The sequence below is a fragment of the Marinomonas rhizomae genome, assembly GCF_024397855.1.
GTDB lineage: Bacteria > Pseudomonadota > Gammaproteobacteria > Pseudomonadales > Marinomonadaceae > Marinomonas > Marinomonas rhizomae_A.
Genome location: NZ_CP073343.1, coordinates 4,308,890 through 4,331,883 on the forward strand (window position 1 = coordinate 4,308,890; position 22,994 = coordinate 4,331,883).

A 22,994-nucleotide genomic window follows, 5' to 3' on the forward strand; every position below is an offset into this window, starting at 1 on the left:
TGGTTGTAGTCAAATATTTATGAGCAACTGCCCATAGCTCGTTCGATGTTTTTCACTATAAAAGGCTTATGTGACAAAAATGTTAAACAATGAAATATTTCAAAAATAAATGTTGGGGCTTTACACAATTAAGAGAAAACCAATGTAGCCTCAATAAACACTCCTATACTTCCTCTGCGTTGTTTTTATCACAAAGAACCGCTTAATTTCCGTTAAATACCTTCTAACAGGCCTTTCGCGCCGCCTGTAATATTCCCAAGCGTGGCGTTATCCAATAGACTAACGATCCGGATTTTATAGGCACTGTGGGCTCTTTAAACGTCCGATAAAAAATGATTAAAAACTGTGGGTATTTTAATGTTAAACAAACTGGTCAGTTCGGCTGAGGCGATTTCCCATTACATGGGAAGGTGCGTTGCTTGGCTTACATTAGCGATGATGCTGCTTACATGCCTCATCGTACTTTTGCGTTATGGCTTTGATATTGGTGCGATTGCTCTACAAGAGTCCGTGCTTTATATGCATGCTATGGTCTTTATGTTGGGCGCGGCGTATACCTTTAAAGATGATGAACACGTTCGCGTGGATGTTTTTTATCGTGATTTCTCTGTCACTAAAAAAGCGTGGGTGAATATCATTGGCGGCCTTTTCTTCCTTCTGCCATTCACACTTTATACTGCGTATTTGAGTTTTGATTACGTGAGTGCTTCTTGGCGCGTATTAGAGACCTCTCCTGAACCGGGCGGCTTACCTTTTGTGTATCTTCTAAAGACGTTAATTCCCATCATGATGGTGAGTATGATCATTCAAGGTTCGGCTGATATTTTAAAAAATATTGGCATTGTGACTGCGGCTCGCTCCCCCATTAATAGACAGGCTAAAGGACAAAACTAATGGCTGAATTTATTCCTTTATGGCTCTTTGCCGGCGTTTGTGTCTGCTTGCTGTTCGGTTACCCTGTCGCATTTTCTCTGGGTGGTACAGCGCTTATTTTTGCGGCTGTTGGCTCTTTGTTCGGTACCTTTGATAGCGTTTTCCTAGAAGCCTTGCCAAACCGTTTATTCGGTATTATCGGCAATGAAACCCTAATCGCTGTCCCGCTTTTTGTGCTGATGGGCGTTTTGCTCGAAAAATCCAAGTTGGCTGAGAAACTACTCGACTCCATGGCGATGCTATTTGGCACCTTGCGTGGCGGTTTAGGCATTTCCGTTATTCTGGTGGGCATGTTGCTGGCGGCAAGCACAGGTATTGTGGGTGCGACCGTGGTAACTATGGGTATGATCTCGTTACCCACCATGTTGCGTCGTGGTTACGATCCGGCTTTAGCGGCGGGGACTATTTGCGCCACAGGGACATTAGGTCAAATCATTCCACCATCCATCGCCTTGGTTTTATTAGGCGACGTCATGTCCAATGCGTATCAAAAAGCGCAATTAGAAATGGGGATTTTTTCACCTAAAACAATCTCTGTGGGTGACTTGTTTGTTGGTGCCTTAATTCCTGGATTGATATTGGTCGGCCTTTATATTCTTTACGTTATCATGGTCGCTTGGTTGCAGCCGCACAAAGCGCCCGCAGTGCCTCGTGAAGAATTACGTAATGGCTCAAACGAATCCTTAGTCGTTCAACTGTTTAAAGGATTGGTACCGCCTTTAGTACTTATCTTCGCCGTATTGGGGTCTATTCTTAGTGGGATTGCGACACCGACTGAAGCCGCTGGCGTTGGCGCATTAGGCGCCGCTTTGTTGGCGATTGGAAGTGGCAAGCTAAGCCTTCCAACCTTGAAAGACGCTGTGTATTCGACGACTAAAGTCACCTGCATGGTGTTCATGATCCTGATCGGTGCCTCGTTATTTTCTTTGGTATTCCGAGGTTTTGGTGGCGAAGAACTGATTCAAGACTTCTTCTCGCAATTGCCTGGTGGCGTAGTTGGCGCAATGATCGTCGTAATGTTGCTGATGTTCTTCCTTGGCTTCATCTTAGACTTCATTGAAATCACTTTTGTGGTTGTACCAATCGTTGCGCCAGTGCTGCTCGCTATGGGCTTAGACCCAGTGTGGTTGGGGATTATGATGGCTATCAACTTACAGACATCGTTCCTAACACCACCATTTGGATTCGCACTGTTTTACTTGCGTGGTGTTGCGCCACCAGAACTGAAAACTCAGTCTATTTATAAAGGGGTTTTGCCTTTTATCCTTATTCAGGTGTTAGTACTAATCATGTTATCCATTTGGCCAGATCTAGCGACTTGGCTGCCTGAACAGGTCTATGCCGACTAATCTAAGACATAACGTTTGAAATAACAAAAACAGAACGTATTAAGTTAGGACAAAAACATGAAAACAATGCAAATGACAGACTACGGCCCAGCCAGCGATTTATCGCTGGTTGATGCGCCAAAGCCAAGCATCAACGAAGACCAAATTTTGGTTCAAGTCGGTGCGGCTGGTGTGAACCCAGTGGACACTTACATTCGCTCAGGAACCAATAATTACTCAGCCAATTTCCCGCACACACCAGGTTCTGATGGCGCAGGTACGATTGCGGAACTGGGCGCTAATGTTGTTGGTTTCGAGATAGGTCAGCGTGTTTATTTTAGTCGTAACCTAAGCGGTTCCTCGGCAGAGTTTGCCGCTTGCGCGGCAACTCATACGTATCCGCTGGCAGATGCTTTGTCTTTCGAAGAAGGGGCTTGTGTCGGTATTCCTTATACAACAGCGCATCGAGCTTTATTTGGTCGTGCCAACGGCAAAGCAGGTGACAAGGTATTAGTACATGGCGCAACCGGCGCTGTCGGTATTGCCACGGTGCAATTAGCATTGGCTGCAGGCATGGACGTGGTTGCCAGCTCAGGTACGGTAGAAGGTGCTGAATTGCTGCGTCAGCAAGGTGTTACTAACATCATTATGCACAATGAAGCAGACCATCTTGCGCCTTATCAATCGTTAGAGGCGGGTTTTGATATTGTTATCGAGATGCTGGCCAACCACAACTTAGATCAAGACTTAAAAGCCTTGGCCTTTGGTGGTTGTGTGGCGGTTGTCGGCAACCGCGGTACGGTTGAAATCAACCCTCGTGACTTAATGGCGCGTGATGCCTCTGTCGTCGGTGTGGCATTGGCTAATGTGAAACCAGCCGAACTGGCCTTGATTGCAAAGTCCTTGCGTCCATTGTTTGAAAGAGGCGTGCTAAAGCCCGTTATTCGTCATAGCTACCCGCTTACCGAATTAGCACAAGCACACGATGATGTCTTAAAGTCTGGTGCGCTAGGTAACCTTGTTATTCGTATAAGCTAGCACCCTAGTAGAACAAAAAAAGACGGCGCCTTAATAAGCTCTTTATGACGTTGAGCGCCGTCTTTACTTTTCCCTTCCATATGCTTCTTTATTCACTATAAACACTCTATTCATGCGGTAAAATCCGACATCTTCACAAAAATACGCTACTAAAGCAGCCTTAAGGCCGCTATACTTTCTGATTAATGTTTATTTAAAAGGCATATTTTGACTGATTCTGATTCCGATGTTTTCAGCCTGCCTTCCGAAGCCGATGCCCATGATCATGATTATCATCAACTGGTAATCGTGCTGGATGGCAATACCGATTTCGACATAGAAGGCAAAGGCAAGCAACTGCATACTGGCGAAGGTTGTATTCTTCCGTCAGAGAACAGTCATGCGTTTGCGGGTCTGGGAGAAAATCGTATCATGGTGGTTAACCTGCCTGTTCCACCGCAAAAAGGCATTACCGACGAAGAATACGAAATCGTATCGCGTTTGTTTGATCAGGCGGCGTATTTTCAGCTCAATCCTCGCTTGCAAATACTGGCTTCCGCTCTGTCTGGTGAATTACAGCAATACCCAAACGATATGATTCTGGCTCGTGCTTGCGGCAATACCTTGTTAAGCGCCATTCGTCATCAGATCAATAACAAAGATGTACGCTCCCGAGGCAATCATCTCGATATCGATAAACTGGACCAGTTTATCGAGCTAAATTTGTCTCGTCGCGTTCATATTGATCAATTAGCAAACTTTTGCTTTTTGAGTGTCAGTCAGTTTCACGAACGTTTCAAAGATCGTACCGGCATGACACCGCATCAATACTTAATGCGCAAGCGCTTAGAACGTGCTCAAAGCTTACTCGCCGAAGGTTTTCCACCTATTCAAGTGGCCGAAATGTGTGGTTTCTCCAGCCAAAGCGCCATGACTAATGTGTTCTCTCAGACTCTTGGAATTACGCCATTAAAATACCAAAAACAATTTGGTAATCGCTGATTCTCGGTCCTAATTCATAAAACCCAACAACCCTCTCCCACTTATAAGCATTGCCATCACCTCCCAAAACTTCTGCACAAGAATAAATGACTGCTATGCTTATTCTTGTCCAGTCGGACTTTCTTATAAAAAAAAACGACTTTTTCGAAAGACAATTTATCCCTTCTGTCACTAAAGTGTCAGCATTATCCAGACATGCATTTTTTTGATTCAGCAGAGTGAAAAGCAGTCAAAAAAACGCTTAATGCTCTATAACAATATGCGGCCTTACTAAAACACCATGCTGTTTTTTTATGTTAACGCGGGAGAATCCAACCATGTTTAAAGCGATTGAGGTGTTACAGCCTAACTTCATTCAGCGTCCACTCAATGAATTGTGGCAGCTAATTTCCCCTCTTTATAATATGGATGAAGAGAAGTGGTTAAATGAACTATTACCTTTAGCCAAACCCACGGAAGGTGAGCTAGAAAACCAAACCAATGCTGCTGCAAATTTAATTACTGACGTTCGCAAAGACGACGACAGTATGTCAATGATTGACGCTTTGTTATTGGAATACAGCCTAGACACTAAAGAAGGCATCTTGCTGATGTGTTTGGCAGAAGCGCTAATGCGCGTGCCGGACAAAGAAACCGCTGATGCTTTTATCAAAGACCGTTTGAGCGTTGCCGACTGGGCATCTCACGCTAAAAACTCTGATTCTTTCTTCGTAAATGCTTCTACTTGGGGTTTATTGTTGACGGGCAAAATCGTCACGATGGACGAGAACAAAGACGGCACGCCCGCTAACTTGGTGAATCGCATGGTGAACCGTGTTTCTGAGCCGGTAATTCGTAAAGCGATGAACCAAGCGATGAAAATCATGGGGCATCAGTTTGTACTTGGTCGCAGCATTGAAGAGGCCTTGTCCCGTGGCAAAAGCTACCGCGACAAAGGTTATACTTATTCTTTCGATATGCTGGGTGAAGCCGCACTAACCGCTGCTGACGCTGACAAATACCTAACGTCTTATATGAAAGCCGTAGAATCTGTCGGCAAAGACACTTACAGCCAAAAACACCGCCCGACTATTTCTATCAAGCTGTCCGCTCTTCACCCACGTTACGAAGTGGGTTGTGAAGAACGAGTTATGACCGAACTGTTTGAAAATGTTAAGACCTTGATCACCAAAGCACGTTCGTTAAACGTCGGCATCACCATCGATGCGGAAGAAGCAGATCGTCTAGAGCTGTCTTTGCATTTATTCGAAAAACTTTATCGCGACGAATGCACCAAAGGCTGGGGCTTGTTTGGTCTTGTGGTTCAGGCTTACTCAAAACGCGCTTTACCGGTTTTGGTTTGGTTAGCTGCACTTTCAAAAGAGCAAGGTGATCGCATTCCTGTACGCCTTGTAAAAGGTGCTTACTGGGACTCTGAAATCAAGATGTGCCAACAACGCGGCATCAATGGCTACCCAGTTTACACTCGTAAAGAATCCACCGACGTGTCTTACCTAGCTTGTGCGCACTTCTTATTAAGCGAGCATACTCGTGCGAACATATTCCCGCAGTTTGCGAGCCACAACGCGCACACTATCGCGACAATTAGCTGCATCGCCAAGCAACTAGGTGCGACAACAGAAGAGTTCGAATTCCAGCGACTACACGGAATGGGTGATGCGCTGTACAACCGCCTGATCAAAGACAGCGACATCTGTGTGCGTATTTATGCGCCTGTAGGTAGCCATAAAGACTTGCTTCCTTACTTGGTTCGTCGTCTGCTAGAAAATGGTGCCAACAGCTCATTCGTTCACCGTTTAATCGACGCTAGTTACCCTGTTTCTGAGTTGATCGATCACCCAGTAACAACACTTGAAAGCCGTAAAACGTTGGCGAATCCACATATCAGCTTGCCTTCAGGTTTGTTTGACGACCGTAAGAACTCTTTTGGTCCAAACATCGAGATTGACTCTGAATGGACGCCATTCAAAGCAAAAATTGATGTATTCATGGGACAAGACACCCAATGGCGTGCCTTCCCTATCGTTGGCGGCGAAAAAGTCACAACAGGTCAAACGCATTCTGTCGACAGCCCTTACGACCACAGCCAAACAGCAGGTCAAATTGACTGGGCAGACGCAGCGACGGTTACCAAGGCAATTGATCTTGCCGAAGCCGCTTTCCCTGCATGGTCTGCGCGTCCAGCCACAGAACGTGCTGACTGCCTAGACAAAATGGCTGACTTGATGGAAGAAAACTACGCTGAATTGATGGCCCTTTGCCACCGTGAAGCGGGTAAAACGATTCAAGACAGCATTGATGAAGTACGTGAAGCCGTGGATTTCTGTCGCTATTACGCGCAACAAGCCCGTAGCCACTTCGCTAACCCAACGCACTACAAAGATTTCTTAGGCCAAGACAAACAAACCAAGCTAAACGGCCGCGGCGTGTTCACTTGTATCAGCCCATGGAACTTCCCATTGGCCATCTTTACAGGCCAAGTAGTTGCCGCGCTTGTAGTGGGCAACACAGTGGTTGCAAAACCAGCTGAGCAGACAAGCTTAATCGCTTTCCGCGCTATCGAAATGCTACACCAAGCAGGTGTTCCAACAGACGTACTTCACTTGTTACCAGGTGACGGTGCCACCGTTGGTGCTCCACTGACTAGCGACAAACGCATTGCTGGCCTTGCCTTCACAGGTTCCACTGGAACAGCACAATTGATCAACCGTACTCTAGCGGCTCGTGGCGTAGCGCCAGTGCCAGTGATTGCAGAAACCGGTGGTCAAAACGCCATGTTGGTTGATTCTACGTCTTTACCTGAACAAGTAGTGCGTGATGCGGTTCGTTCAGCCTTTGCTTCTGCGGGTCAGCGTTGTTCAGCATTGCGCGTATTGTTCGTACAAGCAGACATCGCAGACCGTGTCATTCCGATGATCAAAGGCGCCATGCAAGAACAAACTGTTGGTTTGCCTTACCTACACAGCACAGATGTGGGTCCGGTTATCGACAAAAAAGCTCAAGACATGTTGCTTAAACACATCGAACGTATGACCAAAGAAAGCAAGTTAATTGCCCAAGCAGAACTGCCAGACTTCGCTAAAAACGGCACCTACGTTGCGCCAACGGCATTTGAAATCAGCAGCATTGACCAGCTAACGGATGAGAAGTTTGGCCCTATCCTTCACGTTGTACGCTACAAAGCACGCGACTTGGATAAGATCATCGACACCATCAATAACTCAGGCTTTGGTTTGACTATGGGCGTTCACAGCCGAAATGAAACCACTTGTGCTCGTATCGCAAGTCGCGCTCGTGTTGGTAACCTATATATCAACCGTGACCAAGTCGGTGCGGTGGTGGGTGTTCAGCCTTTCGGCGGACAAGGCTTGTCCGGCACAGGACCAAAAGCTGGCGGTCCTCATTACCTTCAACGCTTCGCTATTGAGCAAGACCTTTAAGGGGAGACATTACTATGACAATCGTACAACCTATCCAAATTCAGGTCGCTCAAAAAGTCTTCGAAGCATGGGATAAGCTAGGCGTAAATGGTCGTGCAGAAAAACTGCAAAAAGCCCTTAACGTTTTCCCTAGCGAACAAGGAAAAATGGCTGCTTGGCAGATCGACAATGCGAAACAATCTATTTCCGAAACACGCGTTATGCCTGGACCAACTGGCGAACGCAATGAGCTGTCAAACCAAGGTCGTGGCGTGTTTCTTTGCTCATCTTTTTTTGAAGGCGATAACGCAAAAATCGGCTTAGTTGGTCAAGTGTTTGCCGCGCTAATAGCAGGAAATCCAGTGATTACAGTTGGCCCAATGGGACAAGAAATCATGGATATAATTTCCCCATTCGTTGCGGAAGGTGTGGTTCAAAATATTGCAGACTCTGCACAAGACTCGTTGATCGAAGCCGATCACCTTGCTGGTATTGCAACACTTTGCGACCCTGCACAAGCTCAACAACTAAGCCAACGTTTAGCCGCGAAAAGCGGCCTAATCTGCCAATTGGTAGAAGAAACGGATGCAGATAATCTAAGTGTAATTGCCAAACCGCATTACATTCTACGTTTTGTCACAGAGCGTACCGTGTCTAACAACACCACCGCAATCGGCGGTAACGCGACACTGCTTGAATTGGGCAGCATGAACGACTAAACCTGCTCATCATAGATACGCTGTAAAAAAGGGCCCTTCTTGGTAGCAAGAAGGGCCCTTAATTTTATTTATTGCTCAAAAACGTTCTGTTACTCAAGCTCACGAGCATTGATATAAGCCCGCTCAGACACTTCGTGCCACGCTCTTACTTTGCCATTAAACTCTTTAAATGAGTTGTAGACTTTTTGACTCATTGGGTCTGCTTCAGCCACTTCTTCCAAAGTTTCAGCGGAGGCTTTTTTCAATGCTACCAAGACTTCCCTTGGGAAGGCTTTGAAAATAACATGATGTTCGTTCACCAAGGTTTCTAATGCCGCATTATTACGTGCTGTAAACTCATCCAACATATCGGCATTCACTTGGCGAGTCGCCGCTCGAACGATCAGCTGAAGATCTTTTGGCAAAGCCTCAAACGCGTCTTTGTTGTAAATGGCTTCCATCGTAGAACCTGGCTCGTGCCAACCTGGGTAGTAGTAAAACTTCGCCGCTTTATACAAGCCAAAAGCGAGGTCGTTGTAAGGGCCAACCCATTCTGTTGCATCAATAGTACCCGTTTGTAACGCCGTAAAGATTTCACTGCCTGGCAAATTAACCGGTGTGCCACCGACTTTTTTCAGCACTTCCCCACCCAAACCTGGAAGGCGCATTTTCAGGCCTTGGAAGTCTTCAAGTGAGTTGATCTCTTTATTGAACCAACCTCCCATCTGTACCCCTGTATTGCCTGCCGCCATAGGAATAAGATTGAAAGGCGCGTAGGTTTCTTCCCACAATTTGAGGCCGCCACCATAATGAAGCCATGAGTTCATTTCTTGCGCGGTAAAACCAAAAGGAACGGCAGAGAAAAACTGTGCAGCAGGGGCTTTGCCTTTCCAGTAGAAAGCGCCACCGTGACCCATTTGAGCAGTGCCACGAGATACTGCATCAAACACTTCCAAAGCAGGTACAAGTTCGCCTGCAGCGTATACTTTGACCGTCAAACGACCATTAGACATGGCGGTAATGTTTTCCGCTAAATGCTCTGCCGCTGTACCTAAACCAGGGAAATTCTTTGGCCATGTTGTGACCATTTTCCAATGAATAACATCAGCCGTTTTTTCCGCCTTGGCTGTTGTTTTTTCTTCAGATCCACCACAAGCCACCAAGCTTGCCGCCGTCAAACCAACTAAAGCCAGCTTTCCCCACATTTTTATTGTTTTCATTAATTATCCCTAAAAGACTGAATTACTTTATTTTTATATAAGCTTTGCTTGATACCATGAACTAAGCAAAGACGAGTCGACAACCAACTCTATAGCTATAACTTATTTACTAAGTGCTTCTAATAGTATAAAGAGCAATATCAAGCCTCAAGGCTTTTTTTACTTTTATTTATGCGCCACTTTTATAATGCATTAGAAATAAAAAAAGCTCTGTCATCAAGGATAACAGAGCTTTAAGATCAATAAGTTAGTTTACATCAAACGGGATAAAATACGCTTAGTTCAATTCACGCGCATTGATATAAGCACGTTCAGACACTTCATGCCACGCTCTTACTTTCGCACCAAATTCTTTGAATGAATCATAAACTTTTTGGCTCATTGGATCCGCCGCAGCGACTTCTTCTAGTGTTTCTGCTGAGGCCTTTTTCAGAGCTAACAATACGTCATTAGGAAAAGGCTTCAATGTCACGTTATGTTCGTTAACCAGCGTCTGCAGGGCAGAATTGTTCAACGCGGTGAACTCATCCAACATTTCCGCATTGGCTTGGCGCGTTGCCGCACGAACGATAAGCTGTAAATCTTTTGGCAAGGCTTCGAACGCTTCCTTGTTGTAGATCGCTTCCATCGTAGAACCTGGCTCATGCCAACCTGGGTAGTAGTAGAATTTAGCCGCTTTGTATAAGCCAAACGCTAAGTCGTTATATGGGCCAACCCATTCTGTTGCATCGATGGTTCCAGACTGCAAAGCAGTGAAAATTTCGCCACCAGGAAGGTTAATTGGCGTACCGCCCACTTTCTTCAACACTTCACCACCTAAACCAGGAATACGCATTTTTAGGCCTTGGAAGTCCGCCAAAGAGTTAATCTCTTTATTGAACCAGCCGCCCATTTGTACACCCGTGTTACCTGCAGCCATTGGAATCAAGTTAAATGGCGCGTAGATTTCTTCCCACAGTTTTAAACCGCCACCGTGGTGAATCCATGAATTGATTTCTTGAGCGGTGAAGCCAAATGGGACAGCCGTAAAGAACTGAGCCGCTGGCGCTTTGCCTTTCCAATAATAAGCCGCACCGTGGCCCATTTGAGCGGTACCACGCGACACAGCATCAAACACTTCCAAAGCAGGAACCAATTCACCCGCCGCATAGACTTTTACGTTGATACGTCCGCTGGACATCTCATTAATGCTTTTTGCTAGGTTTTCAGCGCCCGTCCCCAAACCCGGAAAGTTTTTTGGCCAAGTGGTGACCATTTTCCAGTTAATGATCTCGGCTGCTTTTTCTACTTTTGCCGTTTCTTTTTCTTCTGATCCACCACACGCCACCAAAGTGGCTGCTGCCAAACCGACCAACGCCAGTTTGCCCCACGATTTTATTGCTATCATTGATTATCCCTCAGGAGACTAGTTATTTTTATTGGACTTAGCGTGCATATAACGAACAACACAACCCTAATAGTGTACGAGCAAGAATCTTAAATAAGGATAAAATTCGAACTCTAGTTCATATTTTATGCACTAAGTGTATTGAATAGTATGAATTGCGCTGCCAGCGCTCAAGACCTTTTTGATATTTATTTTGTCTAGCCACTCTTAATCCTATTAATGCAAAACAAAAAAGCTCCGCTATCAAAGATAACGGAGCTTTTAGTGGTACTAGATAGATGTTTTAAAAGACAGGGAGCTTAATCATCTGCTCGCGCATTGATATAAGCACGCTCAGAAACATCATGCCATTCACTGACTGGGGCTAAAAATTTCTTGAACGACTCATAGACTTTTTTACTTTCAGGATCACCCGCAGCCACTTCTTCTAGGGTCTCAGCAGATGCTTTTTTAAGCGCCTCTAACAAGTCACGAGGGAAAGGCTTAAGAATCACATTATGCTCATTTACCAAGGTTTGCAGGGCGGCATTATTCCGCGCCGTAAACTCATTGATCATATCCAAGTTAGCTTGTTTTACCGCTGCTCGAGCAATCGCTTGTAGATCTTTAGGTAAAGCCTCAAAAGCCTCTTTGTTAAAGATAACTTCAACCGCAGAACCTGGCTCATGCCAACCTGGGTAATAATAATACTTCGCTGCTTTATACAAACCAAAAGCAAGGTCGTTATATGGCCCAACCCATTCCGTCGCGTCAATCGTACCTGTTTGAAGAGCATTGAACACTTCGCTACCCGGCAAGTTAATGGGTGATGCACCCACTTTTTTCAGCACTTCGCCACCTAAACCTGGCATACGCATTTTCAAGCCTTGGAAATCCGCTAACGAATTGATCTCTTTGTTAAACCAACCACCCATTTGCACACCTGCGTTGCCAGCAACCATGGGGATTAAGTTAAAAGGCGCGTAGATTTCTTCCCAAAGCTGTAAACCACCACCATAAGCAATCCAAGCATTAAATTCTTGTGCCGTAAAACCAAAAGGTACGGTTGAGAAAAACTGTGCCGCAGCAATTTTGCCTTTCCAATAGTACGCTGTTCCGTGCCCCATTTGCGCAGTACCGCGAGATACCGCATCAAACACCTCTAATGCAGGAACCAGTTCGCCAGCGGCATAGACTTTAATGTCCAAACGACCGTTAGACATTTCTTTAATATTCTTCGCCAGCGCTTCTGCACCCGTTCCCATTCCTGGGGCGTTTTTCGGCCAAGTGGTCACCATTTTCCAATGAATGACATCGGCTTTTTGCTCGACATTTGCCGCTTTCTTTTCTTCTGATCCACCACAAGCAGCCAAAACCGCAGCCATTAACCCGACGAAAACAACCTTCGCCCATGCGTTTATTTTATTCATTAACTGTATCCATTAACCGATGAATTACACCAATAACCAGCGCTTTGCCTCCTACCGTTCATCTAATAAAAAATGAAGAAAGGCGAATAAAATAAGCCCTGTTATCAACGACAACAGGGCTTATTAGTATTGCTAGTTCTTAAAACGCATTAGTCTGTTGCGCGAGCGTTGATAAACGCACGCTCAGAAATATCATGCCACTCGCTAACAGAGTTTAAAAATCCAGTGAAAGAGTCATAGACTTTTTGGCTCATAGGATCGTTAGCAGCGACTTCTTTTAGAGTTTCATCAGATGCCACACGCAATGCTTCCAAAAGATCTTTCGGGAACTTTTTCAACACAACATTGTGTTCATCGACCAATGTTTTCAATGCCGCATTATTACGCGCTGTTAGCTCGCTCAACATATTCAGATTAGCTTGTTGTGCTGCAGAACGAACGATCTCTTGAAGGTCTTCTGGCAATGCATTAAACGCGTCTTTATTAATCAGCGCTTCAACAGCAGAACCTGGCTCTTGCCACCCTGGGTAATAGTAGTATTTCGCAGCTTTGTACAAACCAAAAGCTAAGTCATTGTAAGGACCCACCCACTCCGTTGCATCAATCGTACCGGTTTGCAGAGCGGTAAACATTTCGCTACCCGGAAGGTTCACAGTCACAGCACCCACTTTCTTCAGCACTTCGCCACCTAAACCTGGCATGCGCATTTTCAAGCCTTGGAAGTCTGCGAGAGAGTTGATCTCTTTGTTGAACCAACCACCCATTTGTGCGCCAGTATTACCCGCCGCCATAGGAATGATATTAAAGGGTGCGTAAACTTCTTCCCACAGTTGTAAACCACCGCCATAAGTAATCCAAGAGTTAAACTCTTGCGCCGTCATACCAAATGGTACAGACGAGAAAAACTGTACGGCAGGCGCTTTGCCTTTCCAGTAATACGCCGAGCTGTGGCCCATTTGTGCTGTACCACGAGAAACCGCGTCAAACACTTCCATAGCAGGGACCAACTCCCCTGCCGCGTAAACTTTAATCTCTAAACGACCGTTAGACATTTTTGTGATGTTTTTCGCTAATTCTTCAGCACTTGTGCCCAAACCTGGAAAGTTTTTTGGCCAAGTCGTGACCATTTTCCAGTGAATCGTTTCTACTTTTTTCTCAACTTTTGCCGTTTCTTCGGCTTTCTCTGATCCGCCGCAAGCGGCCAAAGACAAAGCAAACAAACCAGCAAACGCCAATTTGCCCAATACCATTAAATTACGCATTTTTTTCCCTCAGGGAGCCAGTTACTTTTTAACAACGTAGATGTTCAATCTAGATGAAATGTGTCTGAGACATGGGAAAGCGATGAAAAAGCACCACCATCCATGGAGATTGGATCAATAAAGGCATTAGCGAGATGCCGCCCTTTATTGCCTTTTTATTATAAGATCAGACAAAAAATTGCCCTTTTGCCGCATAAAACAGCAAAAGGGCAGAAGATGATAAGAATTGTAGGAACCTTGCTCAACTCTTTTTTACAATTTCTTGAGACTTATTTTACTCAGCTCCAAAGTGTGGCGTATAACTCCAAGACATGCGTTGACCACTTTCCGCGGATTGCTCCGCCAAACAAATCAAATAAATCAACTGACAAGCCTGCTCCATGGCAACCGGAGCCTCACCTTTACCAAGAATCGAGTCACGTAATTGCGCATAGAACGCGGCATAGTCGCCTTGTGTAGCCGCTTCTTGAATGCTTTCAATATCATCTTGAGAGTGCGCGACAAAGCGCGTAACTCTTTGCTGAGTGGCTTTCGAAGGAAATTCATCTTGCCATGGCATTTGTCCCGACCGTAACGCTTCTTCTTGTGGGTCTAGTCCCACACATTGCCAGCCGCCTTGAGAGAATCGAGCATTAAATCTACGCATTTCTCCCGCTTCAAACGGTGTAGACGCCAAACGCACACGTTTATCGTCATAACCCAACTCTACTTCAAACCAATCGTGTGTTTGGCTACCATCACGTAGTTTATCAATACTGGCATGCAACCACTTAGGTGTCCCAAATAAACTGAGAGCCTGATCCAGTAAATGCGGACCTAAATCCCAAAAGATTCCAGTGCCAACCCCCGGCTCTTCACGCCAACGGGTTTGTACTGTTGGACGAAAGCGATCAAAACGAGAGTCCAAATGCTTCAATTCGCCCAGCTCACCACTTTCAATCAGCGCTTTAAGACGCAAGAAATCGCCATCAAAACGACGATTCTGATACACGCAAAACACCAAGCCGTTTTGCTTCGCAAGCGTACAAAGGGCCTCTATTTGATCGAGGCTCGTCACCGAAGGCTTCTCCAATAGCACATGTTTGCCGTTTGATAGCGCTGCTTTAGCTTGCTCAAAATGCAAAGAATTTGGCGTCGTGATCACTACCAGATCCACATCCGGCGCGGCAAACACAGATTCCGCAGACGACACCACAGACACATCCGGCAGCACAGCCCTCACCTCATCCGCCTTTGAACTGCAAACATACGACATCGTCATGTCAGGATCATTCATCACAAACGGCGCGTGAAACACCCGCCCCGACAAACCAAAACCAATCAAACCAACACGAATCGCCATGTCACACTCCTTATCAGCTAAATACTTACAACTCTAAACAGTCTACAACCAATTTTAAAAAATTGCCGCAATTAAAAACATTTACTAGGTTACAATCGGACAAACGAGAGAAATTGGAAAAAGCAGAACAATGGAATCTACTAAGAAAAACACTAAAGAATGGCAGCAAACACTCGATGCTTTAGAGTCAGTCGCCAAAGGCAAGGTTATCGCAGCAAAAGAAGTGCATGAATGGCTAAATAGCTGGGGAACAGATAATGAACTTGAAGTCCCGAAACTCAAAACCTCAACCGATATGTTAAAGGATTAATAAATGGCTTACCCAGCATCTGAAATGATAGCCAACACTATCGCAGAAGCGATCAATACAGCATCCCAAATGAACGCTTGGGATTATATTAGTGTTGGCGGAGTAGTTACAGCAGGTATTGGTGGTGTAGCAACTGCAGGGCTACTATTTTTGGGAAATTTCCAAGTCTAGAAAAGAAAGAGCTAGGATAAGAAGTCTAGCTATATTGCAAAAAATAGAAAAACAGCATCAAAAAATTATATCTTTTCTTTTTAAAGATAGCCTTCCAAATAACAATCTCCTCTTCTGGAATCAAGCTTACTTGGAAATTCTAAAACTTATTTCTATAAGCTTAATAGAAACCAATGAGATCAAAGAAGAAGCCAAAACAGCACGACAAGCATTTATTGAAACACTCAAGTCTATAGAGTCAAGTGATCCCCAGAAAGAGTCCTTGCGATGGCAATTCTTTACAGGAACGAATAATTGGCAAGAGAATGATCAAACTTGGGAAGAGGTAAATAAAACTACATCCATAGGTATCGCTTTTTTACCAGCAGACAGGTTCGGAAATTTTAATAAGGCGGATAACTTAAAGAACCTTGATCCTGATATAGTTATAGCAATATATAACTACATGTATACAGAACAATGTCCAGAATTAGGAAATATAAACCTTCCTAGTAGGATAAATAATGATCAAGTCAATAATAAGTCTGACATAAAAAGTATTCTGAAAGTAGAAAACAAAACACCTAGTTGGATCGGGCAATCAAACGTAGCTAATGGCCTTATGCATTACTTGTTTGAGTTTTATTGTACGAATCCAAGTAGAACTCCACCAGATAAACAAGATTAGATAGAATCTATATTTTGGGTATCATTACCAGAGGCCTAAGCGCTGGGCTTGAAAAGCAAACTCATATACACTTTTTCTAACTAAACTTAGCAAGTTATCTCGTTGTCTGATTTGCGCCGACGCGCTGAGCTTGCGAAGCAGGCGCAAGCAAATCAAACAACGAGATAACACAACAGATAAACCTAAAGCACTTCCAATTTAGCAAACGACAACACCAGCCACTTGGTGCCTTCATCGTCGAAGTTAACCTGTACGCGTGCTTGTGGGCCTTGGCCTTCGTAGTTGATTACCAAACCTTCACCAAACACCGGGTGATTGACTCGATCCCCCATGTTGACGCTGATTTCTGGCGCCTTGTAACTGTTTAATACATTGCTGTTTTGCAGTTTATTTTTTTCAAAGTTGTAATCTGGACGCTGCATAGACACAGGACGACTTACTTGAGAGCGAAGACGTACTTCTTCTAAGCATTCCGGTGGCAACTCTTTGATAAAGCGCGAAGGGCTGTTAAACGATTCACTACCGAACAAACGACGAGATTCCGCATAGGTGATGTACAGTTTTTCCATCGCGCGAGTAATGCCCACGTAGCAAAGACGACGCTCTTCTTCGAGTCGACCAGGTTCTTCGAAAGACATCTTGCTGGGGAAGATGTTTTCTTCTACGCCCGTTAAGAACACCAATGGGAACTCTAGACCTTTCGCCGAATGCAATGTCATCAACTGCACGGCATCTTGGTATTCGTCCGCTTGCGCATCGCCTGCATCCAATACCGCTTTGTCCAAGAACGCCATCAACGGAGAGCTAAATTCTTCGTCTTCGTCGCTCCAACTGAATCCGCCAGCCGCACCAACCAACTCTTTCAAGTTTTCGATCCGTGCTTCGCCCTTCTCGCCTTTCTCTTTTTCGTGGAAAGGGATCAAGCCGGCTTCCTCGATAATCTGCTCGAAAATATCATTCAGATTCAAATCAGGCTGCTGCACCGTGGTGCTCAAGCCTTCAATTAGATGCAAAAACGCCTTGATGGCATTGGTCGCGCGCCCTGCCATTAAGGACTGACGTACTATTTCTTGCGCTGCTTGCCACATAGAGCAACCATGGTCACGGGCAAACTCTCGTAGCGTACCAATACTGCGTTCACCAATACCACGAGGCGGCACGTTGATAACTCGCTCCATCGCACCATCGTCATTCGGATCCAACGCCAAACGCGCATAAGCCAAGGCGTTTTTGATCTCAAGACGATCATAGAATCTGTGCCCACCATAAATTCGATAAGCAATCTGTTCCCTAACTAAGCATTCCTCGATAACACGAGACTGAGCATTGGAGCGATACAAAATCGCCATGTCCGTCAGAGACGTTCCCTTGTCACGCCATTGTTTGATAATGCCAATGATAAAACGCGCTTCGTCTTGCTCGTTAAACCCTGCATAAAGAGAAATAGGGTCGCCTTCACCGCTATCTGTCCAAAGCTCCTTACCTAAGCGATCGTCGTTGTGTTTGATCAAACCATTTGCCGCATTCAGGATATGACCGGTTGAACGGTAGTTTTGCTCCAATCGGATGGTGCCAACGTCTTTAAAATCTTTGGTGAAGTTTTGAATATTTTCAATTTTCGCGCCACGCCAGCCATAAATCGATTGGTCATCATCGCCTACCGCAGTAATCGTACCTTCACTGCCCACCATGATGCGCAACCACGCGTATTGAATCGTGTTGGTATCTTGAAACTCGTCCACCAGCACATGACGAAAGCGATCTTGATAATGGCGTAGCAACGCCGGCGTACTGAGCATCAATTCATGAGCACGCAATAACAATTCGCCGAAATCCAATAATCCGCCACGTTCACAAGCTTCTTCGTAGTGGTAATACAACTCGCGCATGCCTTTGGAAAAAGGGTCATGGCTGTCTGGCACATGAGCCGCTCGGCGGCCTTCGTCTTTTTGTGCGTTGATAAACCAAGACACTTGCTTAGGCGGCCAGCGAGTATCGTCGATGTTCAGTTCTCGCATGATGCGTTTGATGAGTCGCAGCTGATCGTCGCTGTCCATAATCTGGAAGTTTTCTTTTAGTCCCGCATCACGCCAATGAGCACGCAATAAGCGATGTGCCAAGCCGTGAAAGGTTCCAACCCACATGCCTTGAGGAGGAACGCCCACCAACTGCTCAATACGGCCTTGCATTTCACGAGCCGCTTTGTTGGTAAAGGTTACTGCCATTAAGCTGTAAGGCGACAATTCGTAAGCGTGCATCAACCATGCGATACGGTGCACTAGGACTCGGGTTTTTCCTGACCCAGCGCCAGCCAAAACAAGGCTATTTTGCAGAGGCGCTGCAACGGCTTCACGCTGCTTGTCATTCAATGAGTCGAGGATAAAAGAAACGTCCATTACATTCCGCCATAATAATTAATAAATTTGTCACAAAAAACGCGTAAAAATAGATTGATTTTTAATCTATTTGGGTTTTTTATTAGCTTGAAAATACGTTGTCTGTCTATTTTGACTTTTTTTAACTGTCGATGACAGTGATCTATGCACTTCAATGTCGTCGAACGTCCAAAAGGGTATAACGATGAGCGATTTTGCTGAAACATTAACTGAAGTAAAAACCGACATAATGCATGCGTCCATTAGCTTGGAGAACGAAACAAAAGAACGGAATCAAAAGGAAGACGCAGCACGTATGTTAAAAGCCAGACGTGCAATTGAACAGCATTTAGAAGAAAAACGTCTGCACCATGATATCTCAAACGGCTGGGACGATTAATTTTCCTCCTGATTGATTGAGACTTAAAGTGAACTAAATACGACCTAGCTGTTTGGTTAGGTCTATGTACCTTTTTCACTAAAAAACACACCTCTCAGCAATCTAAGTGTTGTGACACTACTCTGTCAGCCTAAAAAAGCGGCTTTATTTATAATAAGCAGCTACATTTTATACAGTTAATTCTTGCCCTTTTTCTCCAACTTATAGCGGTTACTCACGTGTTGGAGTACCATACAGTCTGATTTTAATATCTTCTAATCCATAATAAAAAAAGAAAATAACCCTCTTGGGGAGTTACCATGTTTGAACAAATCCAAGCTGCTCCAGCAGACCCAATTCTTGGCCTGAATGACGCTTATAAAAATGACCAAAATCCCAATAAAATTAACTTGGGTGTTGGCGTTTACAAAGATGAACTAGGCAATACGCCTATTTTAAAATCAGTCAAACAAGCAGAAGAACGTTTGTTGGCTCAAGAAAAAACCAAAAGCTATTTAAGTATCGAAGGCGCACCCGCTTATCGATCTGCCGTGCAAACGCTTTTATTTGGTAAAGACCACAATATTATTACCAAACAGCTTGCTCAAACAGCCCATACCCCTGGCGGCACAGGCGCATTACGCGTCGCAGCAGAATTCATTAAAAAACATTTACCAGAAGCAACCATTTGGGTCAGTAACCCAACTTGGGCTAACCATCAGGCTATTTTTCAATCAGTCGGTTTGGAAGTTGGAAGCTATGCGTACTACGATGCTGACAGTAAATCCTTAGACTTTGAAGCCATGCTTGCCAGCTTGTCTCAAATTCCTGAAGGCGATGTAGTCTTGTTCCACGGCTGCTGTCACAACCCAACAGGCATAGATCCAACGCCAGAGCAGTGGTATCAACTTGCTAAGCTTTGCAGTAAACAAGGCTTCTTGCCATTGTTTGACTTCGCGTATCAAGGTTTTGGCCAAGGTTTGCAAGAAGATGCTCAGGGCTTGCGTACTTTCTTAGAACACGTGCCAGAGATGCTAATCGCAAGTTCGTTCTCTAAAAACTTCGGTTTGTACAACGAACGTGTTGGCGCTTTGACGATCTTGTGTGAAACAGCAGAACAAGCTGAAGCGACATTTACACAGATCAAACGCTGCATTCGTACCAACTACTCAAATCCGCCATCTCATGGCTCTGCGGTTGTTGCCGAGATTCTGAATGACCCTGAACTGTTTGCTCTATGGGAAAGCGAAGTAAAAGCCATGCGTACTCGTATTCATGAAATGCGTAGCTTGTTTGTGAATACCCTACGAATCAAAGGCGTTAGCCAAGATTTCTCATTCATTTCCAAACAACAAGGCATGTTCTCTTTTTCTGGCCTAACGCCAGATCAAGTCGCTCAGCTACGTAAAGAGTTCGGCATCTACATTGTTGGCTCAGGACGTATCAGCGTAGCAGGCATGACCCATGACAACATGGAACCACTTTGTGATGCTATCGCCGCAATTTTAAAGGGCTAGTCTAATATTTAGTCATCATTATGTGATTTAAAAAAAGCGGCTTCAACTTGAGTGTTGAAGCCGCTTTTTTATACCCATCGTTTTTGTTTATTGGTTGATCCTTGCTGTTTTCTAACTAAAAGGCTGCTACCTTATGGGCTCGCTTTTTTCTACCTTAATAGGAGCTATCCATGACGGCCACACTGATTTACTGCTACGACCCTATGTGCAGCTGGTGTTGGGGATTCCGCCCTACTTGGATCAAACTACAAAAAGCACTACAAGATCTGGTCGATGCGGATCAATTAACCATTCAACCCATGCTGGGTGGCCTTGCCATTGATTCCGATGTGGCCATGTCAGATGAGATGAAAAGTAAACTGGAAGGCACTTGGCAGAATATTCAAAGCTCGCTGGGAACAGAATTCAATTTCGACTTTTGGAGAACGGCCGCGCCACGACGCTCTACTTATCCTGCATGTCGAGCCTGCTATGTCGCAAGAGACACAGGACTAGAGGAAGAAATGTATCACGCCATCCAAGAGGCGTATTACTTAAACGCTAAAAATCCATCAAATTTAGACACGCTCATCGAATGCGCTGAGCATATAGGCATGAATGCCGACGGTTTCAAGAAAACCATGCAACACGTGAAAAATGAGCGTTTATTGGAAGAAGAAATAGAACAAGCTCGACACCTTGGCTTGAACTCTTTCCCATCGTTAGCCTTGCTAGTAGGCGATCAGCTCAAGCCAATCCCTCTCGATTACAAAGACCATTCAAGCATGCTAAATGCTATAAAAAAGGCGCTATCGTAGCGCCTGTTTTATAGTAATAGATTGACCTAATTACCTACTTTTAACCAAAGTCATGATTAATTAAATCTAGCATGGGATTGTAGAGCGGCTCAGTTGTTGCGTTACGAGACTTATTGGTTTCCTTTTCAGAATCGGGTTGCGCTAAATCGCTTTCTATCGACTCAACAATGTCTTCTGTTTGCTCGTTTTCTTCGGTTTGCTCAGCTTGCTCATCGGTTTCTTCAATACTAGGCTCTTCGGACTCATCAACTATTTCAGACTCTGCAACTGGCTCAACTTCATCAACGACTAAATGCTCCGCCAAAGCTTTTGCCAAAGGCTCAACATCGTCCAAAGTGACATTCACTGCTAACCAGTAATTCGCATCCGCTTCATGGCTTACTAACGCGCCAGGCACAATGGCATGGCGAAAACTGGCTAATAAAGCTGTCATGCTGGCAACGTCTAATGGCTTAGACAATTGCATCCAGAGCGACATTCCACCTTTACTGGCCGCAAAACTGACATGTTCACCAAGGCGTGTTTCCAAATGCGCTTTCACTCGTTCTGAATTCGCCCAAACGTCTCGAGCACGTTTGGTTAATGAACGTTTACTGTTTGGCTGTAATGCATCACTCAAAGCGGCCTGCTGCACATCGCTCAACGCCATATCTGCGCCTAAAAAAGCCCCTTCTAACAAGGCTTGATGCTTACCCGGTAAACACCAGCTTGCTGAACGATCTACACCTTTTGATTCTACGCCACCGATATAAACAATCTGATCCGACGAATCCAATGACTTGTAAGTCATCATCGAACCCGCGCGATATGCTAGATGCGAACACAAATCCCACTCAATCACTGGTAACTTGGTTTCTTCGATAATCGCTAACCAACGACGCAAGCTTAAATTACTCACCAATTGACCGGCTGGAAACGAAAACTGCCCCGGCAAGACAATTAGGCGTATGTCTTTGTCACGCAAGCAGCGAATCGCTAAATCAAGATCGACACCGCGCTCGCCAGCAGAAAGTGCAATGACCTTTCGCCCTAAACTCTGCAAAGTGGTCGTGATTCTGGGATCACAAGGCGTTAACACCAAAACGCTATCGCCTCGTTGAGTCAGCGTTTGCACGGTTTGAGTGAACATAGCTAGAGGCGAATACCCTAGCCAAAGGTGAGAAGCATGCGCTTTGATACCAAGCCCTTTCAGATGCTCACTAACGGCTTCACGGGCTGCCAAATGACCTTTGCCTAAGACAGGAAGGCTTACGTCTTCCTGACGTGCTGCAGGGCTTAAAAAGGTGTCACTTTGATCTACCAAAGCGGCACGATGGGCTAGGCACGACCAAGCAGGCTTGGTTCCGTCATTAGCCAACTCACGTAAGTTATCACCCGCCAGTAACAACGCAGGCTTTGTCTCGCTGCGATGACAAACAAAGTAGCCCGATTTAGGACGAGATTCGATCCAGCCATCTTCACTTAATAACTCATAGCCATGAATGACCGTATTTAAGCTAAGACCCAACTGTTTCGATAAAGCTCGCAAGGATGGCATTTTGTCACCGGGCACAATGGCCTCTTGTGACATCTGATCCAAAAACCAATCCACCACACCTTTATATAAAAAATCCGCCACCGTTTTGTACCTTTTCTAGTTTGTCATCTAGTATCTGTTCTCAATCATTATAGCTGTCTTTAAAAAACGCAAGTAAAAGCCCAATAATTCACGATTTTGATGGGGGTTAAGGTACAATTTCATCAATTTAAGGCTGATTACAT

General features: G+C 45.0%; 19 protein-coding genes. 12 read left to right on the top strand and 7 right to left on the bottom strand.

The genetic code is table 11. From position 1 onward, the window contains the following. Window positions 1–357 precede the first annotated feature (357 nt). The 6 genes from KDW99_RS20175 (at window position 358) to KDW99_RS20200 (ending at window position 8,418) form a co-directional block, all read left to right on the top strand. Entirely contained in the window at window positions 358–894 is a 537-nt protein-coding gene (locus KDW99_RS20175) for a TRAP transporter small permease subunit (protein WP_255827250.1), read from the top strand. After that, entirely contained in the window at window positions 894–2,282 is a 1,389-nt protein-coding gene (locus KDW99_RS20180; RefSeq protein WP_255827251.1) for a TRAP transporter large permease, read from the top strand. Before KDW99_RS20175 ends, KDW99_RS20180 begins: the two co-directional genes overlap by 1 nt. Window positions 2,283–2,339: 57 nt before the next feature. Then, a complete protein-coding gene (locus KDW99_RS20185; RefSeq protein WP_255827252.1) occupies window positions 2,340–3,299 on the top strand; it encodes an NADPH:quinone reductase in 960 nt (319 codons plus the stop codon). 207 nt (window positions 3,300–3,506) lie between these two features. Further along, complete coding sequence (locus tag KDW99_RS20190; protein WP_255827253.1) at window positions 3,507–4,280, top strand: helix-turn-helix domain-containing protein; 774 nt, start codon at window positions 3,507–3,509, stop codon at window positions 4,278–4,280. Window positions 4,281–4,597: 317 nt separating this feature from the next. Further along, window positions 4,598–7,720, top strand: a complete 3,123-nt coding sequence (gene putA / locus KDW99_RS20195; RefSeq protein ID WP_255827254.1) for a bifunctional proline dehydrogenase/L-glutamate gamma-semialdehyde dehydrogenase PutA — start codon at window positions 4,598–4,600, stop codon at window positions 7,718–7,720. 14 nt (window positions 7,721–7,734) lie between these two features. Further along, entirely contained in the window at window positions 7,735–8,418 is a 684-nt protein-coding gene (locus tag KDW99_RS20200; RefSeq protein ID WP_255827255.1) for a 1-pyrroline-5-carboxylate dehydrogenase, read from the top strand. 89 nt (window positions 8,419–8,507) lie between these two features. Here KDW99_RS20200 and KDW99_RS20205 read toward each other — a convergent pair whose 3' ends face one another. From KDW99_RS20205 to KDW99_RS20225, 5 genes are all read right to left on the bottom strand, one after another. Further along, window positions 8,508–9,617 carry a TRAP transporter substrate-binding protein gene (locus tag KDW99_RS20205; protein ID WP_255827256.1) on the bottom strand — a complete coding sequence of 370 codons (1,110 nt, stop codon included), beginning with the start codon at window positions 9,615–9,617 and terminating at the stop codon, window positions 8,508–8,510. Between the two features lie 277 nt (window positions 9,618–9,894). Further along, a complete protein-coding gene (locus KDW99_RS20210) occupies window positions 9,895–11,004 on the bottom strand; it encodes a TRAP transporter substrate-binding protein (RefSeq protein WP_255827257.1) in 1,110 nt (369 codons plus the stop codon). Window positions 11,005–11,303: 299 nt separating this feature from the next. Then, entirely contained in the window at window positions 11,304–12,413 is a 1,110-nt protein-coding gene (locus KDW99_RS20215) for a TRAP transporter substrate-binding protein (protein ID WP_255827258.1), read from the bottom strand. Between the two features lie 149 nt (window positions 12,414–12,562). Further along, entirely contained in the window at window positions 12,563–13,675 is a 1,113-nt protein-coding gene (locus KDW99_RS20220; protein WP_255827259.1) for a TRAP transporter substrate-binding protein, read from the bottom strand. Window positions 13,676–13,949: 274 nt separating this feature from the next. Next, window positions 13,950–15,017: an oxidoreductase gene (locus KDW99_RS20225; RefSeq protein ID WP_255827260.1), complete on the bottom strand. Its 1,068-nt coding sequence runs from the start codon at window positions 15,015–15,017 to the stop codon at window positions 13,950–13,952. A 130-nt stretch (window positions 15,018–15,147) separates the two neighbouring features. Here KDW99_RS20225 and KDW99_RS20230 point away from each other — a divergent pair, with 130 nt between their 5' ends. From KDW99_RS20230 to KDW99_RS20240, 3 genes are read left to right on the top strand one after another with little or no spacing between them, the layout of a single operon-like run. After that, window positions 15,148–15,327, top strand: coding sequence for a hypothetical protein (locus KDW99_RS20230; protein ID WP_255827261.1), 180 nt, complete (start codon window positions 15,148–15,150; stop codon window positions 15,325–15,327). 3 nt (window positions 15,328–15,330) lie between these two features. Further along, on the top strand, window positions 15,331–15,498 hold the full coding sequence (locus KDW99_RS20235; protein WP_255827262.1) for a hypothetical protein: 168 nt from the start codon (window positions 15,331–15,333) through the stop codon (window positions 15,496–15,498). Between the two features lie 34 nt (window positions 15,499–15,532). After that, window positions 15,533–16,165 (top strand): hypothetical protein, encoded by a 633-nt coding sequence (locus KDW99_RS20240; protein ID WP_255827263.1) that lies wholly within the window; start codon window positions 15,533–15,535, stop codon window positions 16,163–16,165. Window positions 16,166–16,347: 182 nt separating this feature from the next. On the opposite strand, the gene uvrD is transcribed toward KDW99_RS20240, so the two are convergent. Continuing rightward, the gene (gene uvrD / locus KDW99_RS20245) at window positions 16,348–18,561 is read right to left on the bottom strand and encodes a DNA helicase II (RefSeq protein ID WP_255827264.1); all 2,214 of its coding nucleotides are present in this window, start codon (window positions 18,559–18,561) and stop codon (window positions 16,348–16,350) included. A 184-nt stretch (window positions 18,562–18,745) separates the two neighbouring features. Here uvrD and KDW99_RS20250 point away from each other — a divergent pair, with 184 nt between their 5' ends. The 3 genes from KDW99_RS20250 to KDW99_RS20260 all read left to right on the top strand — a co-directional run bounded on the left by KDW99_RS20250 (window position 18,746) and on the right by KDW99_RS20260 (window position 21,233). Next, a complete protein-coding gene (locus KDW99_RS20250; RefSeq protein ID WP_255827265.1) occupies window positions 18,746–18,940 on the top strand; it encodes a PA3496 family putative envelope integrity protein in 195 nt (64 codons plus the stop codon). Window positions 18,941–19,239: 299 nt separating this feature from the next. Continuing rightward, window positions 19,240–20,436 (top strand): amino acid aminotransferase, encoded by a 1,197-nt coding sequence (locus tag KDW99_RS20255; RefSeq protein ID WP_255827266.1) that lies wholly within the window; start codon window positions 19,240–19,242, stop codon window positions 20,434–20,436. 170 nt (window positions 20,437–20,606) lie between these two features. Continuing rightward, the gene (locus KDW99_RS20260) at window positions 20,607–21,233 is read left to right on the top strand and encodes a DsbA family protein (protein WP_255827267.1); all 627 of its coding nucleotides are present in this window, start codon (window positions 20,607–20,609) and stop codon (window positions 21,231–21,233) included. 40 nt (window positions 21,234–21,273) lie between these two features. Here KDW99_RS20260 and KDW99_RS20265 read toward each other — a convergent pair whose 3' ends face one another. Further along, a complete protein-coding gene (locus KDW99_RS20265; RefSeq protein WP_255827268.1) occupies window positions 21,274–22,851 on the bottom strand; it encodes a GntR family transcriptional regulator in 1,578 nt (525 codons plus the stop codon). Window positions 22,852–22,994: the final 143 nt, after the last annotated feature.